The 25,617-nt window shown below is 66.7% G+C and carries 26 protein-coding genes; 14 read left to right on the plus strand and 12 right to left on the minus strand.

The features are described from left to right. Nucleotide 1: 1 nt before the first annotated feature. A complete protein-coding gene (locus AB0J47_RS19260) occupies nucleotides 2-1,468 on the minus strand; it encodes an NAD(P)/FAD-dependent oxidoreductase (RefSeq protein ID WP_364347200.1) in 1,467 nt (488 codons plus the stop codon). An 86-nt stretch (nucleotides 1,469-1,554) separates the two neighbouring features. Here AB0J47_RS19260 and AB0J47_RS19265 point away from each other — a divergent pair, with 86 nt between their 5' ends. Continuing rightward, complete coding sequence (locus tag AB0J47_RS19265) at nucleotides 1,555-2,622, plus strand: AraC family transcriptional regulator (protein WP_364347202.1); 1,068 nt, start codon at nucleotides 1,555-1,557, stop codon at nucleotides 2,620-2,622. Here the strand turns inward: AB0J47_RS19265 and AB0J47_RS19270 are convergent. Then, on the minus strand, nucleotides 2,619-3,398 hold the full coding sequence (locus AB0J47_RS19270) for a metallophosphoesterase (protein ID WP_364347204.1): 780 nt from the start codon (nucleotides 3,396-3,398) through the stop codon (nucleotides 2,619-2,621). The two genes, AB0J47_RS19265 and AB0J47_RS19270, sit on opposite strands and share 4 nt — an antisense overlap. 161 nt (nucleotides 3,399-3,559) lie before the next feature. Continuing rightward, nucleotides 3,560-3,994 carry a MarR family transcriptional regulator gene (locus tag AB0J47_RS19275; RefSeq protein ID WP_364347206.1) on the minus strand — a complete coding sequence of 145 codons (435 nt, stop codon included), beginning with the start codon at nucleotides 3,992-3,994 and terminating at the stop codon, nucleotides 3,560-3,562. Nucleotides 3,995-4,078: 84 nt separating this feature from the next. Between AB0J47_RS19275 and AB0J47_RS19280 the strand changes: the two genes are divergently transcribed. Beyond that, entirely contained in the window at nucleotides 4,079-4,723 is a 645-nt protein-coding gene (locus AB0J47_RS19280; protein ID WP_364347208.1) for a TIGR03086 family metal-binding protein, read from the plus strand. A 186-nt stretch (nucleotides 4,724-4,909) separates the two neighbouring features. Here the strand turns inward: AB0J47_RS19280 and AB0J47_RS19285 are convergent, their stop codons facing one another. The 4 genes from AB0J47_RS19285 to AB0J47_RS19300 form a co-directional block, all read right to left on the minus strand. Further along, entirely contained in the window at nucleotides 4,910-5,683 is a 774-nt protein-coding gene (locus AB0J47_RS19285) for an RNA pseudouridine synthase (RefSeq protein ID WP_364347210.1), read from the minus strand. An 86-nt stretch (nucleotides 5,684-5,769) separates the two neighbouring features. Then, nucleotides 5,770-6,777, minus strand: a complete 1,008-nt coding sequence (locus tag AB0J47_RS19290) for an adenylate/guanylate cyclase domain-containing protein (RefSeq protein ID WP_364347212.1) — start codon at nucleotides 6,775-6,777, stop codon at nucleotides 5,770-5,772. A 6-nt stretch (nucleotides 6,778-6,783) separates the two neighbouring features. Continuing rightward, nucleotides 6,784-7,131, minus strand: a complete 348-nt coding sequence (locus AB0J47_RS19295; protein WP_364347214.1) for a galactose oxidase early set domain-containing protein — start codon at nucleotides 7,129-7,131, stop codon at nucleotides 6,784-6,786. 58 nt (nucleotides 7,132-7,189) lie between these two features. Then, nucleotides 7,190-7,795, minus strand: coding sequence for a PadR family transcriptional regulator (locus tag AB0J47_RS19300; protein WP_364347216.1), 606 nt, complete (start codon nucleotides 7,793-7,795; stop codon nucleotides 7,190-7,192). A gap of 114 nt (nucleotides 7,796-7,909) precedes the next feature. Between AB0J47_RS19300 and AB0J47_RS19305 the strand changes: the two genes are divergently transcribed. Then, nucleotides 7,910-8,371 carry a hypothetical protein gene (locus tag AB0J47_RS19305; RefSeq protein ID WP_364347218.1) on the plus strand — a complete coding sequence of 154 codons (462 nt, stop codon included), beginning with the start codon at nucleotides 7,910-7,912 and terminating at the stop codon, nucleotides 8,369-8,371. A 54-nt stretch (nucleotides 8,372-8,425) separates the two neighbouring features. Here the strand turns inward: AB0J47_RS19305 and AB0J47_RS19310 are convergent, their stop codons facing one another. Further along, complete coding sequence (locus AB0J47_RS19310) at nucleotides 8,426-8,914, minus strand: hypothetical protein (RefSeq protein ID WP_364347220.1); 489 nt, start codon at nucleotides 8,912-8,914, stop codon at nucleotides 8,426-8,428. 171 nt (nucleotides 8,915-9,085) lie between these two features. Here AB0J47_RS19310 and AB0J47_RS19315 point away from each other — a divergent pair, with 171 nt between their 5' ends. The 7 genes from AB0J47_RS19315 (at nucleotide 9,086) to AB0J47_RS19345 (ending at nucleotide 13,717) form a co-directional block, all read left to right on the plus strand. Further along, nucleotides 9,086-9,223 carry a hypothetical protein gene (locus tag AB0J47_RS19315; protein WP_364347222.1) on the plus strand — a complete coding sequence of 46 codons (138 nt, stop codon included), beginning with the start codon at nucleotides 9,086-9,088 and terminating at the stop codon, nucleotides 9,221-9,223. Next, nucleotides 9,207-9,434 carry a DUF6480 family protein gene (locus tag AB0J47_RS19320; RefSeq protein WP_364347224.1) on the plus strand — a complete coding sequence of 76 codons (228 nt, stop codon included), beginning with the start codon at nucleotides 9,207-9,209 and terminating at the stop codon, nucleotides 9,432-9,434. The genes AB0J47_RS19315 and AB0J47_RS19320 overlap by 17 nt, the downstream gene beginning before the upstream one ends. A gap of 86 nt (nucleotides 9,435-9,520) precedes the next feature. Then, on the plus strand, nucleotides 9,521-10,741 hold the full coding sequence (locus tag AB0J47_RS19325; protein WP_364347226.1) for a cytochrome P450: 1,221 nt from the start codon (nucleotides 9,521-9,523) through the stop codon (nucleotides 10,739-10,741). Further along, nucleotides 10,738-11,322, plus strand: a complete 585-nt coding sequence (locus AB0J47_RS19330; protein ID WP_364347228.1) for a helix-turn-helix domain-containing protein — start codon at nucleotides 10,738-10,740, stop codon at nucleotides 11,320-11,322. The genes AB0J47_RS19325 and AB0J47_RS19330 overlap by 4 nt, the downstream gene beginning before the upstream one ends. 157 nt (nucleotides 11,323-11,479) lie before the next feature. After that, a complete protein-coding gene (locus AB0J47_RS19335; protein WP_364347231.1) occupies nucleotides 11,480-12,463 on the plus strand; it encodes an aldo/keto reductase in 984 nt (327 codons plus the stop codon). A 310-nt stretch (nucleotides 12,464-12,773) separates the two neighbouring features. Further along, the gene (locus AB0J47_RS19340; protein WP_364347233.1) at nucleotides 12,774-13,106 is read left to right on the plus strand and encodes a hypothetical protein; all 333 of its coding nucleotides are present in this window, start codon (nucleotides 12,774-12,776) and stop codon (nucleotides 13,104-13,106) included. 92 nt (nucleotides 13,107-13,198) lie between these two features. Further along, nucleotides 13,199-13,717 carry a hypothetical protein gene (locus AB0J47_RS19345; protein WP_364347235.1) on the plus strand — a complete coding sequence of 173 codons (519 nt, stop codon included), beginning with the start codon at nucleotides 13,199-13,201 and terminating at the stop codon, nucleotides 13,715-13,717. Nucleotides 13,718-13,801: 84 nt separating this feature from the next. Here AB0J47_RS19345 and AB0J47_RS19350 read toward each other — a convergent pair whose 3' ends face one another. Next, nucleotides 13,802-14,020 carry a hypothetical protein gene (locus AB0J47_RS19350; protein ID WP_364347237.1) on the minus strand — a complete coding sequence of 73 codons (219 nt, stop codon included), beginning with the start codon at nucleotides 14,018-14,020 and terminating at the stop codon, nucleotides 13,802-13,804. Nucleotides 14,021-14,106: 86 nt separating this feature from the next. On the opposite strand from AB0J47_RS19350, the gene AB0J47_RS19355 reads away from it, so the two are divergent. From AB0J47_RS19355 to AB0J47_RS19370, 4 genes are all read left to right on the plus strand, one after another. Next, complete coding sequence (locus tag AB0J47_RS19355) at nucleotides 14,107-14,457, plus strand: helix-turn-helix domain-containing protein (protein ID WP_364347239.1); 351 nt, start codon at nucleotides 14,107-14,109, stop codon at nucleotides 14,455-14,457. A gap of 111 nt (nucleotides 14,458-14,568) precedes the next feature. Then, nucleotides 14,569-17,661: a BTAD domain-containing putative transcriptional regulator gene (locus tag AB0J47_RS19360; RefSeq protein WP_364347241.1), complete on the plus strand. Its 3,093-nt coding sequence runs from the start codon at nucleotides 14,569-14,571 to the stop codon at nucleotides 17,659-17,661. Nucleotides 17,662-17,706: 45 nt separating this feature from the next. Next, on the plus strand, nucleotides 17,707-18,921 hold the full coding sequence (locus tag AB0J47_RS19365) for an FAD-dependent monooxygenase (protein WP_364347243.1): 1,215 nt from the start codon (nucleotides 17,707-17,709) through the stop codon (nucleotides 18,919-18,921). A gap of 173 nt (nucleotides 18,922-19,094) precedes the next feature. Next, nucleotides 19,095-20,375 carry an FAD-dependent monooxygenase gene (locus AB0J47_RS19370; protein WP_364347245.1) on the plus strand — a complete coding sequence of 427 codons (1,281 nt, stop codon included), beginning with the start codon at nucleotides 19,095-19,097 and terminating at the stop codon, nucleotides 20,373-20,375. Between the two features lie 107 nt (nucleotides 20,376-20,482). Here the strand turns inward: AB0J47_RS19370 and AB0J47_RS19375 are convergent, their stop codons facing one another. Genes AB0J47_RS19375 through AB0J47_RS19385 form a run of 3 tightly spaced genes read right to left on the minus strand, consistent with a single transcriptional unit; the run spans nucleotide 20,483 to nucleotide 25,556 of the window. Continuing rightward, nucleotides 20,483-22,087, minus strand: coding sequence for an MFS transporter (locus tag AB0J47_RS19375; protein ID WP_364347247.1), 1,605 nt, complete (start codon nucleotides 22,085-22,087; stop codon nucleotides 20,483-20,485). 51 nt (nucleotides 22,088-22,138) lie between these two features. Further along, nucleotides 22,139-24,523, minus strand: a complete 2,385-nt coding sequence (locus tag AB0J47_RS19380; RefSeq protein ID WP_364347249.1) for a glycoside hydrolase family 3 C-terminal domain-containing protein — start codon at nucleotides 24,521-24,523, stop codon at nucleotides 22,139-22,141. 19 nt (nucleotides 24,524-24,542) lie between these two features. Then, nucleotides 24,543-25,556, minus strand: coding sequence for a hypothetical protein (locus AB0J47_RS19385; protein ID WP_364347251.1), 1,014 nt, complete (start codon nucleotides 25,554-25,556; stop codon nucleotides 24,543-24,545). Between the last annotated feature and the right edge of the window lie 61 nt (nucleotides 25,557-25,617).

A 25,617-nucleotide genomic window follows, 5' to 3' on the forward strand; every position in this document is an offset into this window, starting at 1 on the left:
GTCAGGCGACCCGGGTCAGCTCGTAATCGGCGGCCTTCAGCTTGCGCACGCGACGGCGATAGGCGAGCTGCGGGCCCGGCCAATTATTGGTGATCCGGCCCGAAGCGGTTCGATACCAGCTGGAGCAGAAGTTCCACGGTGTGCGCGCGAGGCGCTGCTGAACCGCGGTATTGAATTGCGCCTCCGCCTCGGGACGCACCTCGAGCACATGGCCGGGACGTTCGGCGAGCAGTTGGACGGCCTGGCGGATATAGCGGGCCTGCGATTCGATCATGTAGATGATCGAGCCGACGCCGAGATTGGTATTCGGTCCGTAGACCAGGAACAGATTCGGGAAGTCGGGCACGGTAATGCCGCAGTAGGCGTGCGCGCCGTCCTGCCAGGCATCGGAGAGTTTGCGGCCCGCGCGGCCGTAAATATTCATGGGCCAGAGGAATTCGGTGCCCCTGAAGCCGGTGCCGTAGATGATCACCTCTACCTCGTGCACCGTGCCGTCGGCGGTGCGCACGCCGTTCGGCACGATTTCGGTGATGGCGGTGGTCTCGACCTGCACGTTCTGCTCGAGCAGAGCTGGGTAGTAGTTGTTGGAGAACAGTCCGCGCTTACAGCCGATCGGATAGTCGGGGGTGAGTTTGGCGCGCAGTTCCGGATCCGGGACCTGTTCTTCCAGATGTTTCGACGCGATTTTCGCGACCAATCGTACGATCCACGGGAATTCGACAAGGCCGAGCGCGATGAATTCGGCGATGGCCCACCAACCGAAGCGTTCGACGAGCAGGGCGCCGGGCAGCCGGGCGAAAAGTTTGTGCTGGACCGGGGTGTAGTTGGTATCGAATTTGGGCAGCACCCAGGCCGCTGTGCGCTGGAACAGGGTGAGGTGTTCGACCTGCGGCTGGATCTCCGGAATGTACTGGATGGCGCTGGCGCCGGTGCCGATGCAGGCGACGCGTTTACCGGCCAGGCCGACGCCGTGATCCCATTCGGCGGAGTGGAAGGCCTGACCGGTGAAGGTGCCGATGCCGGGAATGTTCGGCAGGGCGGGCCGGGACAGTTGGCCGACCGCTGAGATGAGCACGTCGGCGGTTCGGGCCGTGCCGTCCTTGGTCCGTACGGTCCAGCGGCCGGAACTGTCGTCGAATTCGGCGTCGGTCACCTCGGCGCCGAAATGGATCGCCTCCAGCAGGCGGTGCCGTTGGGCGACCTCGCGCAGGTAGTCGTGGATCGCGGCCTGTCCGGAATACCGCTGCGGCCAGTCCGGCTTGGGCTCGTAGGAGAACGAGTACAGCGGCGACGGCACATCACAAGCCGCGCCGGGGTAGGTGTTCTCCCGCCATACCCCGCCGATGTCCGTGCCGCGCTCCAGGATGGTGATATCATCGAAACCGTTGCGCCGCAATTCGATTGCCATCCCGATGCCGCCGAAACCGGCGCCGATGATGATGACCGAGGGCCGCTCACCAGCTGTCATATGTGGCACTCCTCACAGCACTGTAGATGAGTTCCACTCTAAGACTGCCTGTCGTACGGGTCGGCGGATCGAGATTTTCGGCCATAATGTCCGCTGTGGAGCGGGTACAGGATCCGGGCATCCGCGACTGGAACTTTCCGCGCGGCATCGCCAGCGTGGCACTTATGGTCGGCTATGCCGGTGAGCAGGGCGTGCCCGTCGCGCGCATGCTCGCCGGAACCGGGCTGACCGAGGCCATGCTGCACGATCCTGACGCGCAGATCGATGCGCGAATCGAACTCGCCGTCATCCGCAATCTCGTCCGCGAACTCGCCGATACGCCCGCGCTCGGTGTCGAGATCGGTCGCCGGTATCGAATCACCACCTTCGGTATTTTCGGCTTCGCGTGCGTCAGCAGTCCGACGCTCGGTGAGGCCATCTCGTTCGCGCTGCGCTATCTGGAACTGAGCTTCACCTTCTGCCTGCCCGTCGCGGAATGGGGGGAGGGCGAGTTCATCGCCTGGGTGCACGACGAATCGATTCCGGCCGATGTGCGCCAGTTCCTGGTCGAACGCGATGTGACTGCCATGCATCAGGTCATGAGCGATCTGATCGGCAAACAGCTGCCGCTCACCAGGGCCGAATTCCGTTTTCCGGAGCCGACATACGTCGATCGGATCATGGAGGTCACCCAGGTGCGACCGCGTTTCGGGCGGGCGCACAATCTTTTCACCATCGATCCGGCCATGCTGGAACAGCCACTGCCGCAGGCGAATGAGCACACCTGGGCGATGTGCCTAGCGCAATGCCGGGGCTTGGTGGACCGCCGCCGCGCCCGCACGGGTATCGCGGCCGAGGTGCGCGAACTTCTGGTGCCCGGTGGTGCGGACGGGTTCGCGGCTCCGCGCGGGATCGATTCCGTCGCACGCGATCTCAATATGAGCACCCGCACCTTGCGTCGCCACCTCGATGCCGCCGGTACCAGCTATCGCGCACTGCTGGACGAGGTGCGCCGCGCGCTCGCCGAGGAAATGCTCACCGCCACACCGCTTTCGGTGAGTGACGTGGCCATCCGGCTCGGCTATGCCGAATCCTCCACCTTCATCTACGCCTTCAAGCGCTGGACCGGAGCGACACCGGCCGCCTACCGCCGCGAACGCGCGGTGCGGCGCTAATTCGGCTGCACGCTGATCCAACCGTTCATTGCGATATTGCGGAAATGCGTTGTGATGCGGTGATTTTCGTCGATGACGTGCAGTGCGACGGCGGGATCCGGCGCATAGTCCATGACGCGGTGCGGGAGTTCGAGTTCCCACTCCCCGCCGAGTACGGAGGCGGTGCTCGGCGCGATCAGCAGCGGGCGGCCCGCGAAGGTGGTCACGGCGGCGGAATGCGCATGTCCGGTGACCACGCCGACAATGCGTTCGTCGGCGGCGACCACCTCCGCCAATTTCTCGGGCTCGGCCAGCGAGATCTCATCGATGACCGGACTGAACAGATGTGCGGGTGGATGATGCAGCGCAAGAAGTATGGGCGCGGCTGCGGGCGCGGCGACGAGTACGCCGCGCAGCCAGTCGTAGGTTTCTTCGCTGAGTCGGCCACCGGATTCGCCGGGGACGCTCGAATCCAGCAGGGCCACGGTCAGATTGCCGACTCGATGGGCGTGGTTGATCGGTGCGGTCGATGCGGGTTCGCCGAGGAGGATCGCGCGGAAGGCGGCTCGGTCGTCGTGATTGCCGGGCAGGGCGTAGACCGGGATATCGGCGTCGAGTGCGACACGCGCCTCGGCGTACTGCTCGGCTTTACCCGAATCGGTTATATCGCCGGTCACCAAGATGGCATCGGGCCTGCGTCGCAGCTCGGCGAGATAGGCCATGACCCGCTCGGCGCGTTCGGCATTGCGGGTGCCGAGATCGAAATGGGTATCGCTGACCTGAGCCACCAGGATCATCGGCGTTCGCTTTCTCTGGGGGATCGCTACATTGCGTCAGAGGGTGTCGGCATCGCGTGCTGGCACGTTTACAGGCTAGATGACCTGCGGGTTCCGCGTCGCCATGAGGCTGACCACCGGTAGAAGGCCGCGGGGTCGGAAGTGCTCGCGCGCACACCGGGTCAGCTCGACGGGTCGACGACCGATGCCCACAGCGTCTGCAGTGACCGCAGGAACGACTTGCGATCGGCGGCGGGCAGCTGGGAAAGCAGTTGGTTCTCCTGCTCCTGGATATCGCGTTGTGCCTGGTCGCGGGTGGTCCGACCGGCGGCGGTGAGCGAAATCAGGCGTGCGCGCCGGTCGGCTGGATCGGCATCGCGGTGGATGAGGCCGCGCTGCTGGAGCTCATCGAGTGTGCCGATGATGCGCGTCTTGTCCGCGCGGATCTTCTTGGCCAGCGCGGCCTGGGTGTAGACGGGTTCGTCGCCGAGTCCGAGTAGGACCACGTAGCCCCACATGGTCAGGCCGTGTCGCTCGAGTACGGGCAGTTCCGCCGCGGCGAGGGCGCGGCCGAGCGGCGCGATCATCGCGGCGAGGTCAGGGCGCTTTTCCGGCATGGGTAGAAAATACCGCTTGGCTTATGATAATCATGAGCTTATGATAAGCATGCGCTTATTATTGGATGTATCGAGAGGACAGCGATGACCACCGATTCCGACACCGCCGCCGAACTGCAGACCCTCAAGTCGCTGGGGACACAGGTCGATCTGCTCGCCCTCAATGCGCAAGCCGTGCGCACCAGCATCGAAGTTGTTTCCCAGCTGACCGCCGCTGATCTGGCCAAGCCGACGCCATGCGCCGGGTGGACGCTGCACGGATTGCTGGCGCACATGATCACCCAGCACTATGGCTTCGCGGCCGCCTCCCGCGGCGAGGGTGACCTGTCGCTGTGGCGGCTGCGCCCGCTGGGCGCGGACCCGGTCGCGGACTACCGTGCCGCCGCCGAACATGTACTGGCATCTTTCGCCGAGGACGGCGTGCTCGACCGAACCTTCCCGTTACCGGAGTTCACCCGTGCCTTCGAATTCTCCGGAGCCGAGGCAGTCAGCTTCCACTTCATCGACTACGTCGTGCACTCCTGGGACGTCGCCCGAACCCTCGGCCGCACAGTGCATTTCGACGACGACCTGCTCGCGGTCGCACTATCGGTAGCCGAAGTCGTCCCCGGCGGCGCGGCTCGGCTGGCACCCGGTGCGGCCTTCGGGCCGGTCATCAACTGGTCGAGTGACTCCGCGCTCGACGAGATCGTCGCCATGCTTGGGCGCTCCCCGAGTTGGCCGGAATAGCCGCCGCCCGTCGACCGAGCTGACGCGTGAGGAGCCGACGCCTCGGGCGCATTCGCGCCGGTGATTGTTGCGCGCGGAGGTCGCGGTTCGGCTGCTGCGGTACATCGGCTCTGGTCATCGCCGGGCGCGATTCAGGGTGGCGCGCATGGGAATTGCCCGGCATTCCGTGTGTGGTGTTGGGCGGGGCTATTCGATTGGGGGGAGCAAGGATTCGGCGGCGCGTTGGAGGAGGGCGGCGGGGTCGGGGATGGGATGGAAGGGGTGCCAGAAGTCGGAGGATGGGGTTGCTTGGAGGGTGAGGGTTGGGGGTGTGCGCCAGGGGGCGGTTAGGGCGAGTTGCCAGGAGTGGAGGTAGGTGCGGTCGTATCGGGCGGATTTGTCGAATAGGGGGTCGCCGAGGATGGGGTGTCCGATCCAGGCCAGGTGCACGCGGATCTGGTGACGGCGGCCGGTGACCGGGCGGACTGCGAGGAGGGTGTGGGTATCGGTGCGCAGGACCGTTGTGAACCGGGTTGTCGACGGGTAGTTCTTAGTGGCCAATAGATCCGCCTCATCGACGAACCAGCGTCCCGCCTGCTCGCGAATGGATTCGCGGGGTGCGGCGATCCGCACGCGGTTCTTGCGGCCGACACTGAGCGGCAGTTCGATGACGCCGCGATCGGGCAGGCCGGTCGATTCGACGATCGCCAGATACGCCTTCTCGGCCGTCTGCTTATTGAACTGCCTGGTCAGCTGCCCGTGCGCGCCGAGTTCCTTGGCCAGCAGCACGAGTCCGGAGGTCACCTTGTCGATGCGGTGCACCGGATACAGAGTTTCCCCGGCAGCGGCCGCCGCCTCGACGATATCGCTGTCGTGCCGCTCCCCGGTCACCGAAATCCCGGCGGGCTTGTTCAACGCCAACACCGCCGCGTCCTCCTCGATGACGCACCTCTCCCGCAACTCGGCCCACTCGAACTCCACCGGACGAGCTTAGGTCGTGCGTTGCCGGTGCTTGTGGTTGCGGCGCAGGGTATGGCGGACGCAGGTGGTGAGCTCAGGTCGTGGGGCTATCTGTACTTGCCGTTGCGGCGCAGGGTGTGGGGCCGCAGGCGGTTGAATCCGCGGACGCGCACGCTGCGCAGATTGCGGATATCGAACTCCGGATTCCCGTCCAGGGCGGCGGCGGCCTCGTCATCGACGAGAACGGTGCCGGGTCGGGCGACGCCGGTGAGCCGGGAGGCGATATTGACCACCGAACCGTACAGATCGCCGAAGCGCTGCAGCACCGGCCCATATGCCACGGCGACCCGCAGCTCCGGCGTGCCGCCGACCATCATCGTGCTCTCCTGGATGGCCAGCGCGATCCGGGCCGCATCGGCCGGATCCTCGGCCGCGAACATGACCTCGTCGCCGACATTCTTGATCACCCAACCGCCGTTCTCGGTGATCGCGGCGGTGGTGGTGGATTCGAATGCCTCCAGCAGCATGGACAGTTCGTCCGGATGCAGATGCCTGGTGAGCCGGGTGTAACCGACCATATCGGCGAAGCCGACCGCCAACTCGCGCACCGCCTCGCCCGCCGTGGTGCCCGGGTCGAGGGATCGGGCCAGGGCGGCGGCGAGGTGGCGGCGCCATGCGTAGGTATTGAGCTGTTCGAGCGTGGAGATGGCCGCCTCGGTCGCGGCGCGCGCGGTTTCGGCCAGATCGGTGCCGGGCGCGGCCTCTGCCATCCGAGTGCTGATTTCGGCCAGCACCACGTCGACCTGCCATTCGGCCAGGCGCGCCATACCCTGGCCGAGGGTGCGCGCGGTCGCGGCCTGTTGCCGTGAGTCCGCCGAGGCGAGCACATTGAGCGCGCGGAAATTGCGCACCGCGGCGATATCGGCATCGGCGTAGTCGACGGCGGCATCGTCGAGACCGGCCGGGAAGCCGAGTGCCATCCACAGCCGCTTGGTCAGGTCGGTGGTCGCCCCGGATTGTTCGGCGACCTCGGTCCGGTTGTAGTGGCGCGGTCCGTCGAGCAGATACGACTCCACGACCGACTCGACCAGCTCGGATATCTCGGTGGGAACCATGATCGCCTACATTACGGGCCGAGCTAGCGCCCATGGCGGCAACGGGGCAGGTGACAGTCGGCGCCACCATCGTGGCGGTCCGGGACTGTGATCGATCACAATCGGCTCAGCTGCGGCCACTGTCCCTGTCGGCGGCACACCTTGATCGTTCACGACCAACACCGGGTACCCGCCCAGCGGCGCGAGTGTCGGATTCGACGGCAGGGTGATGGTTATCGAATCCGGTGCGGTGCTGGTGAATTCGAGATCGATCGCGCGTTGCTCGTTATCGGCGGAGTGAGTGCACGCACCGGGGCGGACGAGATTCACCTCGCGCAGGGCGGGGCCGTTGTCGCGGTAACGGTCGCGCCACATCCTGGCATGATCCATCGGCGGCGCCGGTTGGTATTCCGGTGTCGGGTCGCGATGTGAACTACGGCTGCTGGTGCGGCAGTAGGGATTCCTTCGACCAAGTGAGGGTGCCCGCCGCTAAATCCGCGATAACGGCGTCGAGCCAACGCAATTCGGCCTCGGTGACCGCGCGTTGGTACTCGTCCTCCAGCATGACCACCCTGGGCAGTTGCATCGCGGCGGCCTGTTTCGCATCCGCGTCCATCTCGGCGAGCTCGGCGCGCACAGACTTTGCGCGCCGCTGCAGTTCGGTGCGCGCGCCTTCGGGTCCGAGCAGCATCAGGAACGACAGCGCCGCAGGGAATTCCGGATACTCGTTGCGCGGGTCGCCGATCATCTCGGCCAGCCAATTCGCGCAGGCCGCGCGGCCCGCGTCGGTGATTTCGTAGACGGTGCGCTCCGGATATTGCTGATCGCGGCCGGTTTCGCGGACCGTGACCAGTCCGGCCTCCTGCAGCCTGCCGATCGTCTTGTAGAGCGCCGCGCGTTGGGTGACATTGACGACCTTGTCCTTGCCCCACTCCTTGATCCGTCGCTGGATCGCATAGGGGTGCATCGGTTCCAGATGCAGGATGCCGAGCAGCGCCATCGCCAGGGGAGAGCGCTTGAACTGCGTCGATGCCGTCATACCGCTCATTCTAATGGTGTTTCGGCAACTAGGTTCATACAAACTAGTTGCAAAGATACTAGTTTGTATGCCACTATTGCTTCACCAGCGGAAGCCGCCCGAAAGGATCGAAAAATGACCGCCAAGACCGCCACCCACGTCCACGTCGACCACGAGACCGCCAAGCGCCTCGGCAACTGGACCGACGCCGACACCTTCGACATCACCGCCCGCTACGGCAGCGTGGTGATCGACCTGCGCTCGCCGCGGATCACCGGCGACGGCGAGATCGTCGTGCACGCCGATCTCGACCACGCCATGGTGAAACTGCTCGTCCCGGACGACGCCGTCATCGACCAGACCGACCTGCACTGGACCGGCCGCGGCCGGGTGAAGGATTTCGCGCGGCCCCAGAACGCGGCGGGTCGCGTCATCCGGCTCACCGGCACCAGCAACCGCAGCGAATTCCGGGTGCACCGTGCGGGTATCGCCGTGCTGTCGGCAATGTTCTCGCGGGAGTTCTTCGAGGATGTGCGCCGGGCGCATCGCGAAGGGGCGCACCCGACCGTTGCCGATCCGGCCAACGCGCCGCGTTGATGTCGGAACCGGAGTGCCCCGACCATATCTCTTGTGGTTGGGGCGCTTGGTATTTCAGCCTCCGCCGAGCCCGATCGTCAGATATTTCACGAAGAACTCGTTGTTGAGCGCATAGCGCGAGCGTCGCAGCCGGATCAGGGCGATGGCGTCATCGACCGAATGCCCCAGGTCGAGCAGCGTCTGCGCGACCACCAAACCCGAGCGGTTGTATCCGTACTGGCAGCGCACCATGACGCTGCGGTCGGCACGAACCGCGGCGGCGGCGATCCTGGCCAACGCGCGCGCCGCCGCCCGCTGCTCGGCGTGCAGTACCGCATCCGGAATGGCGAGGTGATGGTGTTCGACATCGGGTCCCGGCCCGTGCCCCTCGGCCTGGTACAGGCTGATCACCACATCGAATTCGGCCCCGACGATCGCGGGCACCCGCACGCCCTCGGCATTCCCGTAATGATGCCCACCCATCCACAGTTGCGGCACGATCTCGTTCCACGGCGCATCCGCATCCGGTGTCTGCACCCTGGGCGGCCGGTCCATCTGCACCATCGTCGCCTCCCCGCGTCTTCTTCTACGGTACCGCCGACCTATGCCACGGCAACGGCTACAGAAAACGCGTGGATGCGGCCCCTCGCCGTTCGGGGCAACCCGCTCGGGGGTCTGGCAATCTTCGAGTGAACGATGACCTTTAAGCGGTGCGAGTCCGGGTATGCGCCGAATATGGAACTTCTATTGGTACTCGTCGTGATACCGGTGATCGTCGCCATCGTGGTATTGCGGCGTAAACGTGCCGGGAAGCCGACGGACCCGGAAATGATCACCGGCAACGAAGGGCATCGCCATGTCGATGGATCCTGATCCCCGACGCACTCCCGATCTCGAGGCGGGTGGCGGCGTCAGCCCCGGCTCGACCCCGCCCGAGACGGCGCAGACCTCCGGCCTGTCCGCACCCGAACCGCGGACCAGTTGGCACTTCCCGCCGACCGGAGTCGGCTTCATCGCCATGGCCGCGGTACTGGCGATCCTGTTCATCGTGGTGGCGGTGTTGCTGGTGATAACGCTGGTCTGAACGCGTGGGCGTGCCGCGGACTACCGCTGCTCCTGTTGGTAGAACGCGTTCTAGACAGAATTGTCATTTTGTCTTACGCTCGGGTCATGACGACAGAGTTGTCTCATCGACCGAGTTTCGAGTTGAGATCCGCAGCGACTTGGCGCGACCCGTGGCAGATGTATGCCGGACTGCGCGCCCACGACCCCGTGCATCACGTTGTGCCCCAGGATGATCCGGCGAGCGACTATTACGTCCTGTCCCGCTATTCCGATGTGTATGCGGCGGCGCGGGATGTCGCGACCTTCTCCTCGGCGGGCGGTCTGACCGTCGACTACCGCGACCTCGGCGAGATCGGGTTGCCCGAACCGCGGCCGTTCGTCTTCACTGATCCGCCGGATCACACCACCTTCCGCAAACAGGTCATGAAGGGCTTCACGCCGCGGCAGGTGCGCTCGGTCGAACCGCAGGTGCGCGCGTTCGTCGTCGAGCGGTTGGAGCGGCTGCGGGCGGCGGGCGAGGGCGATATCGTCGTCGAACTATTCAAGCCGCTGCCGAGCATGGTGGTCGCACATTATCTCGGTGTGCCGGAACCGGATCGGCCGAAATTCGATGAGTGGACCGATCACATCATGACCGCCTCCGCGGGCGGCAGTCCCCTCGATGCCCAAGATGCCATCGGCGAATTGATGCAGTACTTCACCCAGTTGATCGAACGCCGGCGCGCCGAACCCGCCGACGATACGATCTCGCATCTGGTGGCTGCCGGGCTCGGCGCAGACGGCGACTATGCGGGCATCATCTCGATTCTCGGCTTCGCCTTCACCATGATCACCGGCGGAAACGACACCACCACAGGCAATCTCGGCGGCGCCGTGCAATTGCTGACCGAGCGGCCGGATCAGCGTCGGCTGCTGATCGAGAATCCGGCACTCATCCCGGATGCGGTCGAGGAGTTTTTGCGGCTCACCTCGCCGGTGCAGGGTTTGGCACGAACCATGACGCGCGACATCGAGATTCACGACACCACCATTCCGGCAGGACGTCGCGTGCTGTTGCTGTATGCCTCGGCCAATCGAGACGAACTCGAATTCGGTTCCAATGCAGGCGAACTCGATGTGCTGCGGCGGCCCAAGCAGATCCTGACCTTCAGTCACGGCAACCATCACTGTCTCGGCGCGGCGGCTGCGCGCATGGTCGCATACGTCGCGCTGGAGGAATTGCTCTCGCGCTGCCCGGATTTCGTCGTCGATATCGACCGCGTGCGTTACGCGCCCGGCAGTTATGTGCGCTGGCCGGATCGTGTGCCGTTCCGGGTATCCCGATGACGGCGGCCTCGGGCGGGCCGGGAGATTGGTTGCGCCCCAAGCGCGCCGATATCGCGGCAGAGCAGATTCTAGATGCCGCTGCGCGGCTGTTCGTCGAGCGCGGTGTCACCAATACCGGTATGGGCGATGTCGCGAAGGCGGCGGGCTGCTCGCGCGCCACCCTGTATCGCTATTTCCCGAACCGTCAAGCGCTGCGAATCGCCTTCGTGCACCGCGAAGCTCGTCGGGTCGGCGCCGCGGTCGCCGAGCAGGCTCGCGAGATCGCCGATCCGGGGGAGCGCATTGTCGCGGTCATGCTCGCATCGCTGCGCGAGGTCCGCGCCGACCCGACGCTGATCGCGTGGTTCACCGCGGGTGATGCGGGCATAGCCAATGAAATCGGTCAATCCTCCGAGGTCATCGAGGCCATTGCCGCCGGGCTGCTGCCACCGACGGCCGATCCGGATCGCTTCCGACTGGCCCGCTGGTTGGCTCGTGTCATCATGTCGCTGCTCACCGCGCCCGGTCGCGACGAGACGGATGAGCGGGTCATGCTGGAGCACTTCGTCGCACCGGTCGTCGTCGGCGCATTCGCGAACTGACATCCGCCGGATAGGCGGTGAGCAGACCGGCTCGCGCTCATTGAGGCCCGCGCCGAGGTGATCGCCGAACTCGCCAGACCTCCCGGCACTTGACTTGGAGCGCACTCCAAGTCGTAGCGTCGATGACGAAATCGTCGACCAAGGAGGAGAGTCCCGCATGATTCCGACCAGGAAGCTCGGTCAGTTGACCGTTGGTGCACAGGGTCTGGGCTGCATGGGTATGAGCCAGGCCTACGGCGTGCGCGATAACGACGACGAATCCATTGCCACCATCCATCGTGCGCTGGATCTGGGCGTGACGCTGCTGGACACCGCGAATGTCTACGGCCCGGAGACCAACGAGCGACTGGTCGGCAAGGCTATCGCCGACCGCCGCGACCGGGTGGTGCTCGCGACCAAATTCGGCATCGTATGGGGCGAGGACGGAAGCATGGGAGCCCGTGGCGACGCCGCATATGTCAAGCAGAGCTGCGACGCCTCGCTGGCCCGGCTCGGTGTCGACCACATCGACCTCTACTATCAGCACCGCGTCGATCCGAATGTCCCGGTCGAGGAAACCTGGGGCGCGCTGTCCGAGCTGGTGCAGGCGGGCAAGGTGCGCTACCTCGGCATTTCGGAGGCTTCGGCGCCGACCATCCGCCGCGCGCACGCGGTCCATCCGGTGACCGCGCTGCAGAGCGAATGGTCGCTGTGGACAAGGGATATCGAGGCCGAAGTGCTGCCGACCTGCCGTGAGCTCGGCATCGGCATCGTGCCCTTCTCGCCGCTCGGCCGCGGCTTCTTGACCGGGGCCATCACCTCCACCGCCGATCTGCCCGCCGACGATATGCGCCGTCGCTTACCGCGATTCGCCGAGGACAACCTGGACAACAACCTCGCCATCGTCGCGGCGCTGCGCGAGCTTGCCGCCGAAAAGGGCATTACCGCAGGACAATTGGCGCTCGCTTGGGTGCAGAGCCGCGGCGACGATGTGGTTCCCATTCCGGGCACCAAGCGTCGCACCTATCTCGAAGAGAATGTGGCCGCCGCCGAGATCGTCCTGACCGCAGACGATCTCGCGCGCATCGATGCCGCCGCCCCCGCCACCGCATTCTCCGGCGCGCGCTATCCGGAACATCTCGCCAAGGTTGCCGGTCGCTGACGCGGTCGGTTCACGCCTCGCACACTGTCCGCACATCTCGCAAAACGACTCACCGCATGAAACGCCGTGCCTCGAACACGAAGGTCTGCGAGGGCGTTTCGACCGAACGACTTTCCATGTCGAGGACATACATACCTGTTGTATTCGGTGTGGGAAATTGCTACGGTTGCGTTTTATTTGCGTTGACAGTGTGCGGTGGCTGGGCGCCAATGACGGTAGCTGCTCCCGACCTATATGGATCGAGCACTAGAAGATCTGCTACACGATCGAGTATTAGAAGATCTGATACACGACGGAACGAGGCAAGTCGATGAGGCCGACGCCGACCGCGATCGGATTTCTTCGTCAGGACGTGTCGGGCGATGCCAGGGACTGGGACATGGCCCAGATCCGTAAGTTGGCAACGCGATACGGATACGACCTTGCCGAGATCGTGCGGCTAGCGGACGCGGGTACGGAAATTCTCGCGGCATTGCGCGAGGTCATCCGCCGGACGGATGCGGAAGCGGTGATTATGCCGAATCTTGCGCATTTGGACGATCGACCGGAAGAACTTGTGCGGGCGTGCGACGTGATCACTGTCAACCCGGCGAATACCTATGCCCGACGTGCATTTCCCGAGGAAAGGGTGTGGTCTGATTAGACTGCGCTGAACGCGCCGTCTACGATCTTCGCGTTTGCTTGTCGTCAGCTGCTCCATCAGATCAAGTTCGATCAAAAGGAGAGGTATTCGTCATGGCAATTTCCCGGAAGATCGCGACAGCGTCGGTCGCTGTCGCCGCACTCGCCGCCGCATTCGTCGGAACTCAGCAAGCCGCGGCCGATCCGATTTCGGGTGGCTGCTCCGGCGGCCGATTCAGTTACAGCACAAGCCCGCTCGGGATGACGGTCGCGCCCGCCACGGCCACCTGGGACGGCAACCTCACCGGCTGCACGGGTACGCCTGCGTCCGGAGCAACCGTGAGTGGCACCTTCGATGGACGCGGTAGCTGCGCCGATGTCGACGGTCAGATCGACGGCAAGGTCTACTGGGCCAATGGTGCGGTCAGCCGGATCAGCGGGCCGTGGCATGTGGGGGGTGGTGTCGGCAGTTCGATGTCCAACACCGTGATCATTACCGATGGCCCCGGTGCGGGCGGGCGCCTGGTGGTCGAACAGGGGCCGATCGGCAATGTTCTGGCCATGGCGGGGTCGTGTATCGCGGGCGAGGCCCGCGGTGCCGACGTGCCGATCCTCGCGGCGCGTTTCAGCTGAACCGATGAATAAAACGGGTACCGGGCAGTGCGCCCGGTACCCGTTATTTTCAGATAATTGCCAGCGGCTGGTGCACCGGCAAATTCAGAAGCAGTAGGGGAACTTGCAGGTCGACGGGTCGTTCGGACCGAAGATAAGCGCGATCAGCCCATTGATGACGGTGTCCGCAACGCCCGATCCGGTGTTGATCGCCACCTCCTGTGCGGTGGCCGGCTGCTCGACGGCGGTCACCTCGGCCGACGCCGTCGCGGGTGTGCTGATCAGAACACCGGCGGTAACCGCCAGCAGAACCTTCCGGATCATATTGCTACCTTTCGCTTTCGGCTCATTACATCCTGCAGCCTAGCCAGGACGTCGAGGGCAGCAGTCCCCGCCAGCGGTGGGTACGAATGCTGGTCCTGACATGGCACGTCGACCGCTCGAGCCGCGAAATCTATATCCCGGCAATACATTCGCACCTACGTCGAGGATCCGGGCCTCACCGGCACCACCATCGCCCATGCCCTCGGCTGGTCCCGCGCCGAATCCAGCTCGCCCTCCAGAACTCCGGCACCACGCCCCGCGAACTCATCAAAGAAAAACGCCTCCGCCTGGCCTATCTACGGCGGCGGAATCCGGCATACCGGCGCTGGAGCATTTCCGCCATCGCCCCGGGACTCGGCTTCGACTCGGCCAGCGCCTTCAGCACAGCCTTCCGCCAACGCTTCAACGCCAGGCCCCGCGACATCCGTCAAGGCTGAGCGGGGAACCTTTGCCCTGTTCGTTGTGCGCGGGGGCGCAGGTGTGAACGCTTGCGGCGGTGGCCGACTCGCCGGGTGCAGCGGCCGGTCGGTCGATGCATACTGGCGGCCGTGCAGTTCGGGATCCTGGGGCAGGTGGAGGTGCGGGGAACCGATGGGACTCCGGTCGCGGTGGGCGGGCCGCAAGTGCGGTCGCTGCTGGCGGTTCTGGTGTCGGAGGCCGGGCGGGTGGTGTCTCGGGATCGGTTGATCGACGACCTCTATGGACAGCAGCCGCCGGGCGATGCCGGGCATGCGCTGCAGTCCCAGGTGTCGCGGTTGCGGCGCGCGCTGCGCGCCGCGGGTGCCGATGGTCTCGTGGAGTCCTCGGCGGCGGGCTACCGGCTCGCGGTCGATCCGGAGATGGTGGATATGCATCGGTTCCTTCGGCTCGCCGAGGAGGGGCGAACCGCGTTGCGCGACCGGGATTCCCTTGCCGCTGTCGCGTTGCTCGACCAGGCCGCCGGTGTGTGGCGTGGCGCGGCGCTGGCCGACGTGCGCGACGCGCCGTTCGCCACCGCGGTGGTCGCCCGCCTCACCGAGGCATGGCTGGCGGCCCAGGAGGATCGTGCGGAAGCCGCGCTGGCGCTGGGTGATCACCGGGCGGTAGTCGCTACGCTGCCAGAACTCGTTGCCGCACAGCCGCTTCGGGAGCGTGCCAGGGCGCTGCTGATGCGCGGGCTCTACGCCGGCGGGCGGCAGGCGGAAGCGCTGGAGCTGTTCGAGCACGGGCGGCAACTGCTCGCCGACGAACTGGGCGCCGACCCCTGCGCCGAGCTGACGCAGGCGCACTTGACGATCCTGCGTGCGGACACCGTCGTCGCTACCACGATGCGCCGCCTACCCGCCCAGCTCACCAGTTTCGTCGGCCGAGACGACGAGCTGGCGCAGGTCGCGTCGTTGCTTGCCCGGGCCCGCCTGGTAACGCTCACTGGTCCCGGCGGTACCGGTAAGACCCGGTTGGCGATGGAAGCCGGCGCTCGGGTTCGGGGCGAGGTTTGTTTCGTGGATTTGTCGCCGTTGGTGGACGGCGCACAGGTGGCGCCGGAGATTGCGGTGACGCTCGGTGGCCGCGCGAGCGGCGATCACGAGGATGCCGAAGCTCGGGTGCGTGCCATGCTCGCCGACCGGTCGCAGTTGATCATTCTCGACAACTGTGAGCATCTGGTGCTCGATGCAGCCTGGCTCGTGCACCGGCTGTTGCGTGACTGTCCGGGCTTGCGGGTGCTGGCGACGAGCCGGGAAGCCTTGCGTATCACCGGCGAGACCGTGCTCGCGATCGGGCAGCTGCCGGTCGCGGCTGCCGAGGCGGCACTGGCCGACCAACTCGGCTGCACCGCGGTCCGCCTGTTCGCCGATCGTGCCGCTGCCGCGCGGCCGGGATTCACCGTCGACGCGGGCACGATCGCGGCGGTGCGGCGCATCTGCGAGCGGCTGGACGGGCTGCCGTTGGCACTGGAACTCGCTGCCGCCCGGCTGCGCACTCTCGACGTCGGCGAGATCGACGCGCGGCTCGCCGATCGGTTCCGGCTGTTGGCGCGCGGGGATCGCACCGCCGAACCACGCCACCGAACCCTGCAGGCGGTGGTGGAATGGAGCTGGGACCTGCTCGAACCGTCCGAACGCCTGCTGGCGCGACGCTTCGCCGTCTTCGCGGGCGGGGCCACCGCCGCCATGGTCGCATCCGTTTGCGAGCTCGATGACGCCGACGAACTGTTGGACGGCCTGGCCGACAAATCGCTGGTGGAAGTGCACAACGGCCGTTACCGGATGCTGGAGACCATCCGGGCCTACGGCTTGGCACGGTTGACCGAGGCCGGCGAGCGCGAACGGTTGCAACGTGCCCTCGCCGGTTTCTCGACCGAGCTGGCCGAGCGGGCTGATCCGCTGCTGCGCGGCCGGGAGCAGCTCGGCTGGCTGGCGCGGCTGACGGCCGAGCACGACAACATGCAGGCGGCACTGCGCTGGGCGGTGAGCATGGATCCCGCACTGGCACAGCGGTTCATCGCCGCCCATGCGTGGCAATGGTGGCTGCGCGGTTACTGGGGGGAGGCCGTCGAACTGGCCGCCAAACTGCTGCCCGCACTCGACCCGGCGGCGGACGTCGAGGAATACGCCTTCTGCGTGGCGGTCGCCGCGCGTGCCAGAACCGGGTCGCCGGTGCCGGTCACCCGGGCTGCCGCGGCCCTTTCCACCATAGAAAGACCCTTGCGGCGACCACATCTGGTGTTCCTGCTGGCAACTGTCGGCGGGCTGCTGGACCTGCCGTCGCAGCGGCAACATGTGCTGTTCGGTCCTGATCGCTGGTCGCAGTCCTTCGTGCGGCTCGGTACCGGACTGCGACATCTCATGTCCGGTGCGCCACTGCTCGCCGAGCCCGAATTACGCTGTGCCCTAGAGGATTTCCGCGCTACCGGCGACCGGTGGGCAATCGCGACCACGCTCGACAAACTCGCCGCGGTCGCCGACTGGCGTGGCGAACGCGAGGCCGCCCTGGACCTCATCGACGAGGCCGTTGTCCTGCAGACCGAGCTGGGCGCCGGCGATGACGCCGCTGACCTGCTCAACCGGCGCGGTGACATCCTCGCCCGCGGGTCCGCCGCGTGTCGTGATGATGCGGGTGCCGCTTACCGCCGCGCCGCGGAACTGGCCCGCGCAACAGGCGCAATGGACATGTACGCGAACGCACTACGCGGGCTCGGCGATCTCGCCCGGGTGGCGGGTGACCTGTCCGTCGCCCGGGAGTACTACGACACCGCCATCACTGTGTCCGGCAACGACACGTTCGGCGCGGCCGAGGCCCGGGCCCGCAGCCTCATCGGATCGGGCTGGATCTGGCTCGCGGAGGCGAATATCGAGCGTGCGCGGGCGGCGCACCGCGAGGCGTTCGAACTGGCGCGCGACCGATCGCGGCCGGTGGCCGCGGCAGCGGTGGAGGGCATGGCCGGGATCGCGGTGGCACTCGGTGCGACGGTGCGGGGCGCGCTGTTGCTCGGTGCTGCCGACGCGCTGCGCGGCATGCCCGGGGCGTGTGACGGTGCGGTGGCCGACACCGCCGCAAGATGCCGAGCCGAACTCGGTGAACCGGAGGTCCGTGCGGCCCTCGAGCGTGGCGCCCGATATTCGGCCGAGGAGGTCACCGAGTTGCTCGGTGAGTGGTGGTGAGCCGATGGTGAGGGCACGGTGATCGCGGTGTCCGACGCTGTGTGCATGACAACAAGGCAGCAGTTCACCAGCAAGACCGTCCTCATCTCCGGCGCCAGCGTCGCCGGGCCGGCGCTCGCCTACTGGCTGGCCCGCTACGGGTTCACCGTCACCGTCGTCGAACAGGCGCCGACTCTGCGCGAGGGCGGCTACAAGGTCGACATCCGTGGTGTGGCAATGGAAGTCGTCGACCGGATGGGGCTGATGCCGCAAGTCCGCGCAGCGTCTACGGCGATGCGGGGCGGCGCCTGGGTCGACGATGCGGGCAAGAAGCTGGCAACGCTCGGACCCGAACTCATCGGCCTGCGCTCACCCGGCGACGACGAGATCTTGCGCGGCGATCTCGCCCACATCCTGTTCGACGCCACCAAGGGCGAGGTCGAGTACCTGTTCGGCGACTCGATCACCGGCCTGGTGCAGCAGGCCGATGGTGTAACGGTGCGGTTCCGCAACTCCCCGCCACGTGTATTCGACCTGGTGATCGGGGCCGACGGCATGCACTCGGCGGTGCGCAGGCTGGCATTCGGGCCGACCGAGCAATTCGCCCGGCATACCGGCATGGCCGCCTGTGTGATCTCGGTGCCCAACCACCTGAACCTCGACCACTGGGAACTGGTGCATCCCACACCCGGGCGCGTGGTGCAGGTGTACAGCACCCAGCGGACAACGGCCAAGGCCCAGTTCATCTTCCAGGCGCCGGCACAACTACCGGACAGACGCGACCGCGCCGCCCAGCAACAGCTGGTGACCGACGCGTTCGCCGATGCCGGTTGGGAGACACCGAGTCTGGTGCGCGCAATGCCGGAATCCCCGGACTTCTACTTCGATTCGGTCAGCCAGATCGATCTCGATCGGTGGTCCGACGGCCGCGTCGCGGTCGTCGGTGACGCCGCCTACTGTCCGTCACCGCTGTCCGGGCAGGGCACGAGCATGGCGCTGGTCGGCGCGTATGTCCTTGCGGGCGAACTGAAAGCAGCCGCGGGAGACCACCTCGTCGCGTTCGATCGCTACCAGCGCGCCATGCAGGATTACGTCACCGAGAACCTGACGCTGGGCTGGAACAATGCCACCCAGATGGTGGCGGCCGACCGGCGTGCGATCCGGACCCAGACCACCATGTTGCGCATGCTGCGGCACATGCCGTGGAAGGGCCTGGCCCTGCGGCCGATCATCAAGCCGCTGGAGCGCGCGGCCAACGCCATCCGGCTAGCGGATTACTGACCCCGTCGTCCCCTGCGCTGTTCCCGACTGCGGGACCGTATCTCCAACTGGTGCGTGAGGAGTACCACCGATGAATTTTGTGTGGATCCGTCGTCGATATCTCTGAATACACCGACAGCGGTGGGCCTGTGCTGGGACCGTTCCAGCGCGGGAAGAAACTTATGGAGGCAACGATGAGCGTCGACAACCCTGCGCACGAGCAAACGGTCTGGACAGGTGAGCAAGGCGCAGTGAACAGCCCCAGGGTGTTGGTGGCGGGGGCGAGCATCGCGGGGCCCGCGCTGGCCCACTGGCTGCATCGGCGGGGGGCCGAGGTGACCGTGGTGGAGCGGGCACCCGAGCTGCGTCCCGGTGGGCAGGCGGTGGACGCGCGCGGGGTGACCAAGGAGGTCATCCGGCGAATGGGGCTCGACGCGGCGGTGCGCGCGGCCCGCACCGAGACCGCCGGCGCGTACACCGTGGACGCGGATGGGAAAGTGCTGGAGACCTATCGCGCGGACGACGACGGCGGCGACGGGTTCATCTCAGAGATCGAGATCCTGCGCGGGGACCTGTCCCAGGTGCTCTACGACGACACCCGCGACGGTGTCGAGTACATCTTCGGCGACCGGATCGCCGAACTCACCCAGGACGCGGACGGGGTCGATGTGGCCTTCGAGGGCGGTGACCGGCGGCGTTTCGATCTGGTGGTCGGGGCGGACGGGCTGCACTCGGCGCTGCGCGCGATGGTCTTCGGGCCGCGTGAGCGGTTCGTCCGCCATCTCGGGCACGTGCTGGCCTTCTACAGTGTGCCCAACGAGTTCGGGCTGGACCGCTGGCTGATCGACTACCAGGAGTCCGGGCGCTCCGCCGGGCTGCGGCCGATCCAGGACGCCACCCGGGCGATGGCCATGTTCTCCTTCCCCTCGGCCGACCTCGACGTCGACTACCGCGACGTCGCGGCCCAGAAGCGCCTGCTGCGCGAGCGGATGGCCGGCATGGGCTGGTTGACCCCGGGCATCCTCGCGCACCTGGACGACACCCCGGACTTCTACCTCGACCAGGTCGCCCAGGTGGTGATGGACCGCTGGTCGAGCGGACGGGTGGTGCTGCTCGGGGACGCGGCGTTCAGCTCGTCACCGATGTCTGGGCAGGGCACCGGGCTGGCCATGGTCGGCGCCTACCTGCTGGCCGGAGAGCTGGCCGCCGCCGGGTGGAACCCGGAAGCCGGGTTCGCCGGCTACGAGCGGCGGATGCGCTCGTTCGTCGAGGCCAACCAGGAGATCGGCCGGTTGAACGCGCGCAGCCGCGACGTCCCCGGGCCGGACGCCGAGCCGAACATCGATTTCGACAGCGAATGGTTCACCGAACTGGTCGGGCGTGCGATCAACGGCGTCGAGCTGCCCGACTACGCAGGGGCGCCGGACTCCGGAGCCCTGGCTGGACCGCCGATCACCTCGTCGGCCAAGCCGTAGGTGTCACATATCGTGTCGAGAGGGACGACGCTTCGGTAGGCCACCGCTACGTCTTGTCGCCGCTCGTTGCGTGGTGGAGCCGGCCGTGACCGACCGGCACCACGATGTCAGTGGGCGATGCCGCCGGTGGCCGGGGTACGGCCGTGCTTCATTACCAGCGCGAGCGAGAGGGCGAGCACCGAAGCGGCCGCGCAGACCCAGAAACCCAACTGATAACCGTGATCACCGAACAGGTCCGGCAGCGGGGTGGCCGGTTGGGCTTGCCCGCCGACGCTCACCAGGGCGCTCATGCCGTTGTTGTGCAGGAATGCGGTAACGATGGCCAGGCCGATCGCGACTCCCATGGATTGCATGACACCGAGCATGCCGAGACTGATGCCCTGTTGTTCCTGTGGAACCGCATCGACCAGCAGGATTGGCATGCAGGCGTAATACATCCCGAATCCGATGCTGAAGATCGAGTTCACGATCAGGAAGTTGGTGGTGGTCAGCGGCAGCACCGCGAAGGCGAGCCCTGCACCGGCGAAGATGAACAGGGCGGCAACCAGCGGCAGTCGGGCGCCGACGCGCTTGGCCAGCAGACCTGCCACCGCGCCGAAGATCATGGTGATCACCGAGCCGAGCAGCGCGATCCGGAAGGCGAACTCGAGCAGGGTGTACCCACTGCCGTAGGTGTACCCGGGATCGAGGCTGACCTGCACGGCCTCGGGCGGCAGCACCCGACCCGTCATCTCCTGGATCTTGGCCAACGTGCCCTGCTGGACGCCGGTGACGACGGTCGGCTCGGGTGGGGTCTGGGCCATGTAGGCAATGGCGTAGGAGACGATGCCGATTTGCAGGGACGCGAAGAGCGCACCGGCAAGCACCAACGCGACGCGCGGATGGAACAGCAGTTTCATGTCCATGACCGGTGTCGAGACGCGTTTTTCGACAACGACGAACAGTACGAGCAGCGCGATGCCCGCGATCAGCCAGGCCAGCGTGGTCGGCCTCGCCCAACCCCAGTCATGACCCTTGTCGACGTAGATCAGGGTGAGCGCGGCGCCACCGGACAGCAGCGCGGCGCCGACGACGTCGATCCGCTCGGACACCCGCAGCTCGGATTCGGGCACGATCAGCCACACCATCGGCAGCAGCACCAAGCTGAACGAAGCGAGTACCCAGAAGATCGCACGCCAGCTGTAGTTGTCGACCAGGTAGCCGCCCAGGATCGGGCCCGCGATGGAGGCGACACCGAAACCGGTGGCCGTGAAACCGAGTGCGAGGGGCACCATGTCGCGCGGCATCAGGTCTCGGATGAGGCCGTAGGCGATCACCGCGGTCGCGATGGCGGTGGCCTGCAGGCAGCGACCGAACAGGAAGACGGCCCAGTTCGAGGTGGTCGCGTCGAGCACGCAGCCGATGACGAACAGCACACCGCAGATGAGGAACATCCGCTTCTTGCCCCACACGTCACTCATCTTGCCGATCAATGGAGACGCGGCCGCGCCGACCAACCCGAACACGATGATGGCCCAGTTGATGTTGGCCCCGACGCCGGGGAAGCTCGGCGCGATCTTCTGTAGTGCCGCCGCAACGATCGTGTACTGCATCGGGGCGATTTCGGAGAACAGGACGATCACCGTCAGAACCGTGAAAATCCTTGTGCGCGAGGCACCGTCGAGCCGACCGGTGTCATCGTCGTTGTCGAGTTGAGAGGTACTGGTGGACATGGCCACGCTCCGTTGTTCGGGAACTGCGTTCGAGATGGTCGATCAGAAGGGTCAGTAGATATAGGCGGTGTGGGGGAGATCGGCGACCGAGGTGCCTACCTGGACGGTGAACTCGCCGGGCTCGGTCTCCCAGCCGGCTGGTCCCCAATGCTGGAAGGCGCGCTCGGGCAAGGGGATCGCTACGGTCCGGGATTCGCCTGACGCCAGGGTGACGGCGGTGAAGCCGGCCAGCCAGCGGACCGGTCGATCCACGGCACTGTCCGGGCGTGAGAGGTAGACCTGGACGACCTGTTTGCCTTCGCGATCTCCGGTGTTGGTCACCGTGATCGAGACGGTGCGCCCTTCGACGACCAGATCGTCGGTCGACCAGGTCGTGTAGCCGAGGCCGTGGCCGAAGGGGTAGGCGGGTTCGGTCCCTGCCCGCAGCCACGCGCGGTAACCGATGTGGATGCCTTCGGTGTAGTCGAGGACGCCATCGACGGGTGTGGTGTTCAGGACCGGGACGTCGGCCATGGTCTTCGGCCAGGTGGTCGGCAGCCGGCCGCCGGGTTCGGCCGTGCCGGTGAGCACGTCGGCCAGCGCCGCGCCGAACTCCTGGCCCGGGAACCAGGCCAGCATCACCGCGGCGACCTCGTCGCGCCACGGCATCTCCACCGGCGCACCGGAATTCACCACCACGACGGTGCGCGGGTTCACCGCCGCGACGGCGGCGACCAGGTCGTCCTGACGGCCGGGCAGCCGCACGGAGGTGCGGTCGACGCCCTCGCTCTCGATCTGCTCGGTCGTGCCGACCACGACCACGGCCACCTCGGCCGCGCGCGCCAGTTCGATCGCGGCCGCGAACTCCTCGTCGTCAGCGCGCTGAGGCCGCCGGATACCGAGGGTCGCGCCGAGAATGATGCCGAGGCCGGGCATCGCCTCCTCGATGCTGGTCACGAGCCGTACTTCGACCTCGTCGCCGACGGCGAGGGTTCGGGTCACGTGACGTTGGGGCGGGTTGAGCAGCGCCGCGGCCGGATCGCCGGAATCCAGCGGCACCTTCTCGTCCAGTACGGTCTCGCCGTCGATGTCGAGCCGGATGTGGCCGACGCCGCCGAAACCGATCTGCCAGTCACCGGCCATGTCGGCCCGCAGGCGGGTGCGCATCTCGACCATGTTCGATCGTGCGGCCAGCGGTTCGCCGAGCAGCACGAGGCGGCTGGTGGTGCGGTGCTGGGTGCCGAGCACGGCGTCGTCTTTCAGGTACCGCGCGGATAGGCCCGGTTCGCCGGTCGCGGGATCGGTCATGATCGCCACAGGGGCCGGAATCAGGTCCTCGGATAGGTGGACGCCCGCGGTGTGGGTCAGCGGCAGCCGGCCGGTCAGGCCCTGCACCGGGGTGGTGGTGTGGCCGGGGATCACGGTCGCGCTGCCACCGCCGAGAAAGCGGGGTTCGCCCGCCGACGGGCCCAGCAGGGCGACCGCCGTGTCCGGTGCCAGGGGCAGGAGGCCGTCGTTGCGCACCAGAACCATCGCTTGCGCGGCGACCCGGCGGACCAGATCCTGTGCTTGCTCGTCACTGAAAACCGGTGTGGGCTGCGGGGTTCCGTCCAGGGCACCGACGCGCTGGGCGAAGCGCAGGATGCGGCGCACCTTGTCGTCGATGGCATACTCGGCGATCTCGCCCGCGCGCACGGCGGCGGCCAGCGGTTCACCCCACAGGTGCGGCGGCCCGGGCATGCACAGGTCGGTGCCCTGCGCCGCGCTCTCGGTGGTGCGGACTGCGGTCCAGTCCGAGACCACCACGCCGTCGAATCCCCATGTGCCTTTGAGTGGTTCGTCGAGCAGGGGGTTCTCGGTCATGGTGGTGCCGTTGACGGAGTTGTAGGCGTCCATGATCATCCACGCCCCCGCCTCGACGGTGCGCTCGAACGGGTAGAGGTACAGCTCACGCAGTGCCCGGTCGTCGACGCGGACGTCGACGGTGAAGCGATCGGTCTCGGAATCGTTGGCCACGTAGTGCTTCGGGCACGCACTGACCCCGTGCGCCTGCACGGCCCGCACGTAGGCATGGGCCATCTCGGCGGTGAGTAGCGGGTCTTCGGAGAAGCACTCGAAATGCCTGCCGCCCAGCGGGGAACGGTGCAGGTTCATCGTCGGGCCGAGGACCGCGTAGACGTCTTTGCGGCGGGCCTCGGCGGCGATGAGGGCACCGATCTCGGTGAGCAGCGCCGGATTCCAGGTCGCGGCGATCGCGGTGCCCGAGGGCAGGCTCACCGACGGATCGCGCTCGTCCCAATTCTCGCCACGCACACCGGAGGGTCCGTCCGAGACCGGCATCTCGGCGAGGCCGATCGAGGAGTCACCGGCCATCCGGAACAGGCTCGCGCCGGAGATCAGTCGCAGCTTGCCGTCCAGATCCAGCTTGGCGAGTAGTTTCTCGATGTCGTCTTCCATGAAAAATGCAGCCTTTCGGTCAGCGGGTGATGGTGCTGGCTTGATCGGACCAGTGGGGGTTGTGCAGGAGCTCGCCGGTGTTGGCGAGGAACGCGCCGCGGGCCGCGGAATCGCCGCGCAATCGGTCCATGAACCAGGCGGTCAGGTAGCCGAGGTAGCGGTAGACGCCCTCGGTGCAGCTGAAGTTGGTGCAGTCCGGCTGGCCCTGGACGTCGTTGTGCTGGGCGCCGACCACCGCCGCGCGGGCCTTGGGTAGTCCAGGGGGCAGCGCGTCGTAGTACGCCTGCATCGACTGTGCCCCGATCAACTCCGGCGGGGCCGGCTGAGTCACGGGCGAGATGCCGTCGGCCGAACCGTTCACCAGCAGCACCGAACCCGAGCTCACCGCGGTGGGGTCGATACAGGCGCTCTGGCCCTCGACGGACGGCAGCGACGCGCAGACCGCCGACAACGGCATCTCGAGAGTCACCGCGGTGCTGACGGCGCCGCCACCGCGCGCGAGCGCGTTGATCGCGCCGAGACCACCCTGCGAATGCCCCGTCGCCCCGGCCCGGCCGGTGTCGATCTTGCCCCTGAAGATGCTGTTCGGGTCGCTGTTCTGGCGGGCCAGATACTGCACCGCGTCGAGCATCTGAATGCCGGTGCCGGTGTCGGTCCGGTCGGCGGCGATGACCACGAATCCCCACGACGCGAGGTGCGAGAGCAGATACGCGTATTCGCGAGGGTGGGCCATGGTGCCGTTGCCCCAGGTGATGACCGGATGGACGACGCCGCCCGCCCCGAGATCGGCCGGATACCAGATGTCGTAGCTGTCGCCGGTCGACGTGCAGCAGTCGACACCGGTCCGCTCGGCCACCGCCCAGGGGCCCGGCGCGTAATAGGTGGCTTCGACCTGGCCGGAGGGCTGGAAGGACGGTGTCGCCGCCCCCGGTGTCACCCCGGTCGCCGCGGCGACGAGCAGCGCGAGGAAGGTCAGCGCAACACGGGCGCCGTTGCGCGGGCGCCGATCGGACAAGACGAAGTTGTTGCTCACGATGTCGGACGATAGGGAGACAAATGGCTGCGCAAGGCGGGCAGCGCGGTCTTGCAGACTC

The sequence above is a fragment of the Nocardia sp. NPDC049737 genome, from assembly GCF_040674755.1.
Classification (GTDB): Bacteria; Actinomycetota; Actinomycetes; order Mycobacteriales; family Mycobacteriaceae; genus Nocardia.

Coding starts and splice junctions, on each gene's coding strand:
- AB0J47_RS19315 (WP_364347222.1), top strand. CDS start 9,086: ATGGAACTTCTATTGGTACTCGTCGTGATACCGGTGATCGTCGCCATC.
- AB0J47_RS19340 (WP_364347233.1), top strand. CDS start 12,774: ATGAGGCCGACGCCGACCGCGATCGGATTTCTTCGTCAGGACGTGTCG.
- AB0J47_RS19270 (WP_364347204.1), bottom strand. CDS start 3,398: ATGATCCTGGTGGCTCAGGTCAGCGATACCCATTTCGATCTCGGCACC.
- AB0J47_RS19335 (WP_364347231.1), top strand. CDS start 11,480: ATGATTCCGACCAGGAAGCTCGGTCAGTTGACCGTTGGTGCACAGGGT.
- AB0J47_RS19305 (WP_364347218.1), top strand. CDS start 7,910: ATGACCGCCAAGACCGCCACCCACGTCCACGTCGACCACGAGACCGCC.
- AB0J47_RS19320 (WP_364347224.1), top strand. CDS start 9,207: ATGTCGATGGATCCTGATCCCCGACGCACTCCCGATCTCGAGGCGGGT.
- AB0J47_RS19265 (WP_364347202.1), top strand. CDS start 1,555: ATGTCCGCTGTGGAGCGGGTACAGGATCCGGGCATCCGCGACTGGAAC.
- AB0J47_RS19345 (WP_364347235.1), top strand. CDS start 13,199: ATGGCAATTTCCCGGAAGATCGCGACAGCGTCGGTCGCTGTCGCCGCA.
- AB0J47_RS19365 (WP_364347243.1), top strand. CDS start 17,707: ATGACAACAAGGCAGCAGTTCACCAGCAAGACCGTCCTCATCTCCGGC.
- AB0J47_RS19310 (WP_364347220.1), bottom strand. CDS start 8,914: ATGGTGCAGATGGACCGGCCGCCCAGGGTGCAGACACCGGATGCGGAT.
- AB0J47_RS19300 (WP_364347216.1), bottom strand. CDS start 7,795: ATGACGGCATCGACGCAGTTCAAGCGCTCTCCCCTGGCGATGGCGCTG.
- AB0J47_RS19330 (WP_364347228.1), top strand. CDS start 10,738: ATGACGGCGGCCTCGGGCGGGCCGGGAGATTGGTTGCGCCCCAAGCGC.
- AB0J47_RS19325 (WP_364347226.1), top strand. CDS start 9,521: ATGACGACAGAGTTGTCTCATCGACCGAGTTTCGAGTTGAGATCCGCA.
- AB0J47_RS19275 (WP_364347206.1), bottom strand. CDS start 3,994: ATGCCGGAAAAGCGCCCTGACCTCGCCGCGATGATCGCGCCGCTCGGC.
- AB0J47_RS19295 (WP_364347214.1), bottom strand. CDS start 7,131: ATGTGGCGCGACCGTTACCGCGACAACGGCCCCGCCCTGCGCGAGGTG.
- AB0J47_RS19260 (WP_364347200.1), bottom strand. CDS start 1,468: ATGACAGCTGGTGAGCGGCCCTCGGTCATCATCATCGGCGCCGGTTTC.
- AB0J47_RS19290 (WP_364347212.1), bottom strand. CDS start 6,777: ATGGTTCCCACCGAGATATCCGAGCTGGTCGAGTCGGTCGTGGAGTCG.
- AB0J47_RS19380 (WP_364347249.1), bottom strand. CDS start 24,523: ATGGAAGACGACATCGAGAAACTACTCGCCAAGCTGGATCTGGACGGC.
- AB0J47_RS19350 (WP_364347237.1), bottom strand. CDS start 14,020: ATGATCCGGAAGGTTCTGCTGGCGGTTACCGCCGGTGTTCTGATCAGC.
- AB0J47_RS19355 (WP_364347239.1), top strand. CDS start 14,107: ATGCTGGTCCTGACATGGCACGTCGACCGCTCGAGCCGCGAAATCTAT.
- AB0J47_RS19370 (WP_364347245.1), top strand. CDS start 19,095: ATGAGCGTCGACAACCCTGCGCACGAGCAAACGGTCTGGACAGGTGAG.
- AB0J47_RS19280 (WP_364347208.1), top strand. CDS start 4,079: ATGACCACCGATTCCGACACCGCCGCCGAACTGCAGACCCTCAAGTCG.
- AB0J47_RS19375 (WP_364347247.1), bottom strand. CDS start 22,087: ATGTCCACCAGTACCTCTCAACTCGACAACGACGATGACACCGGTCGG.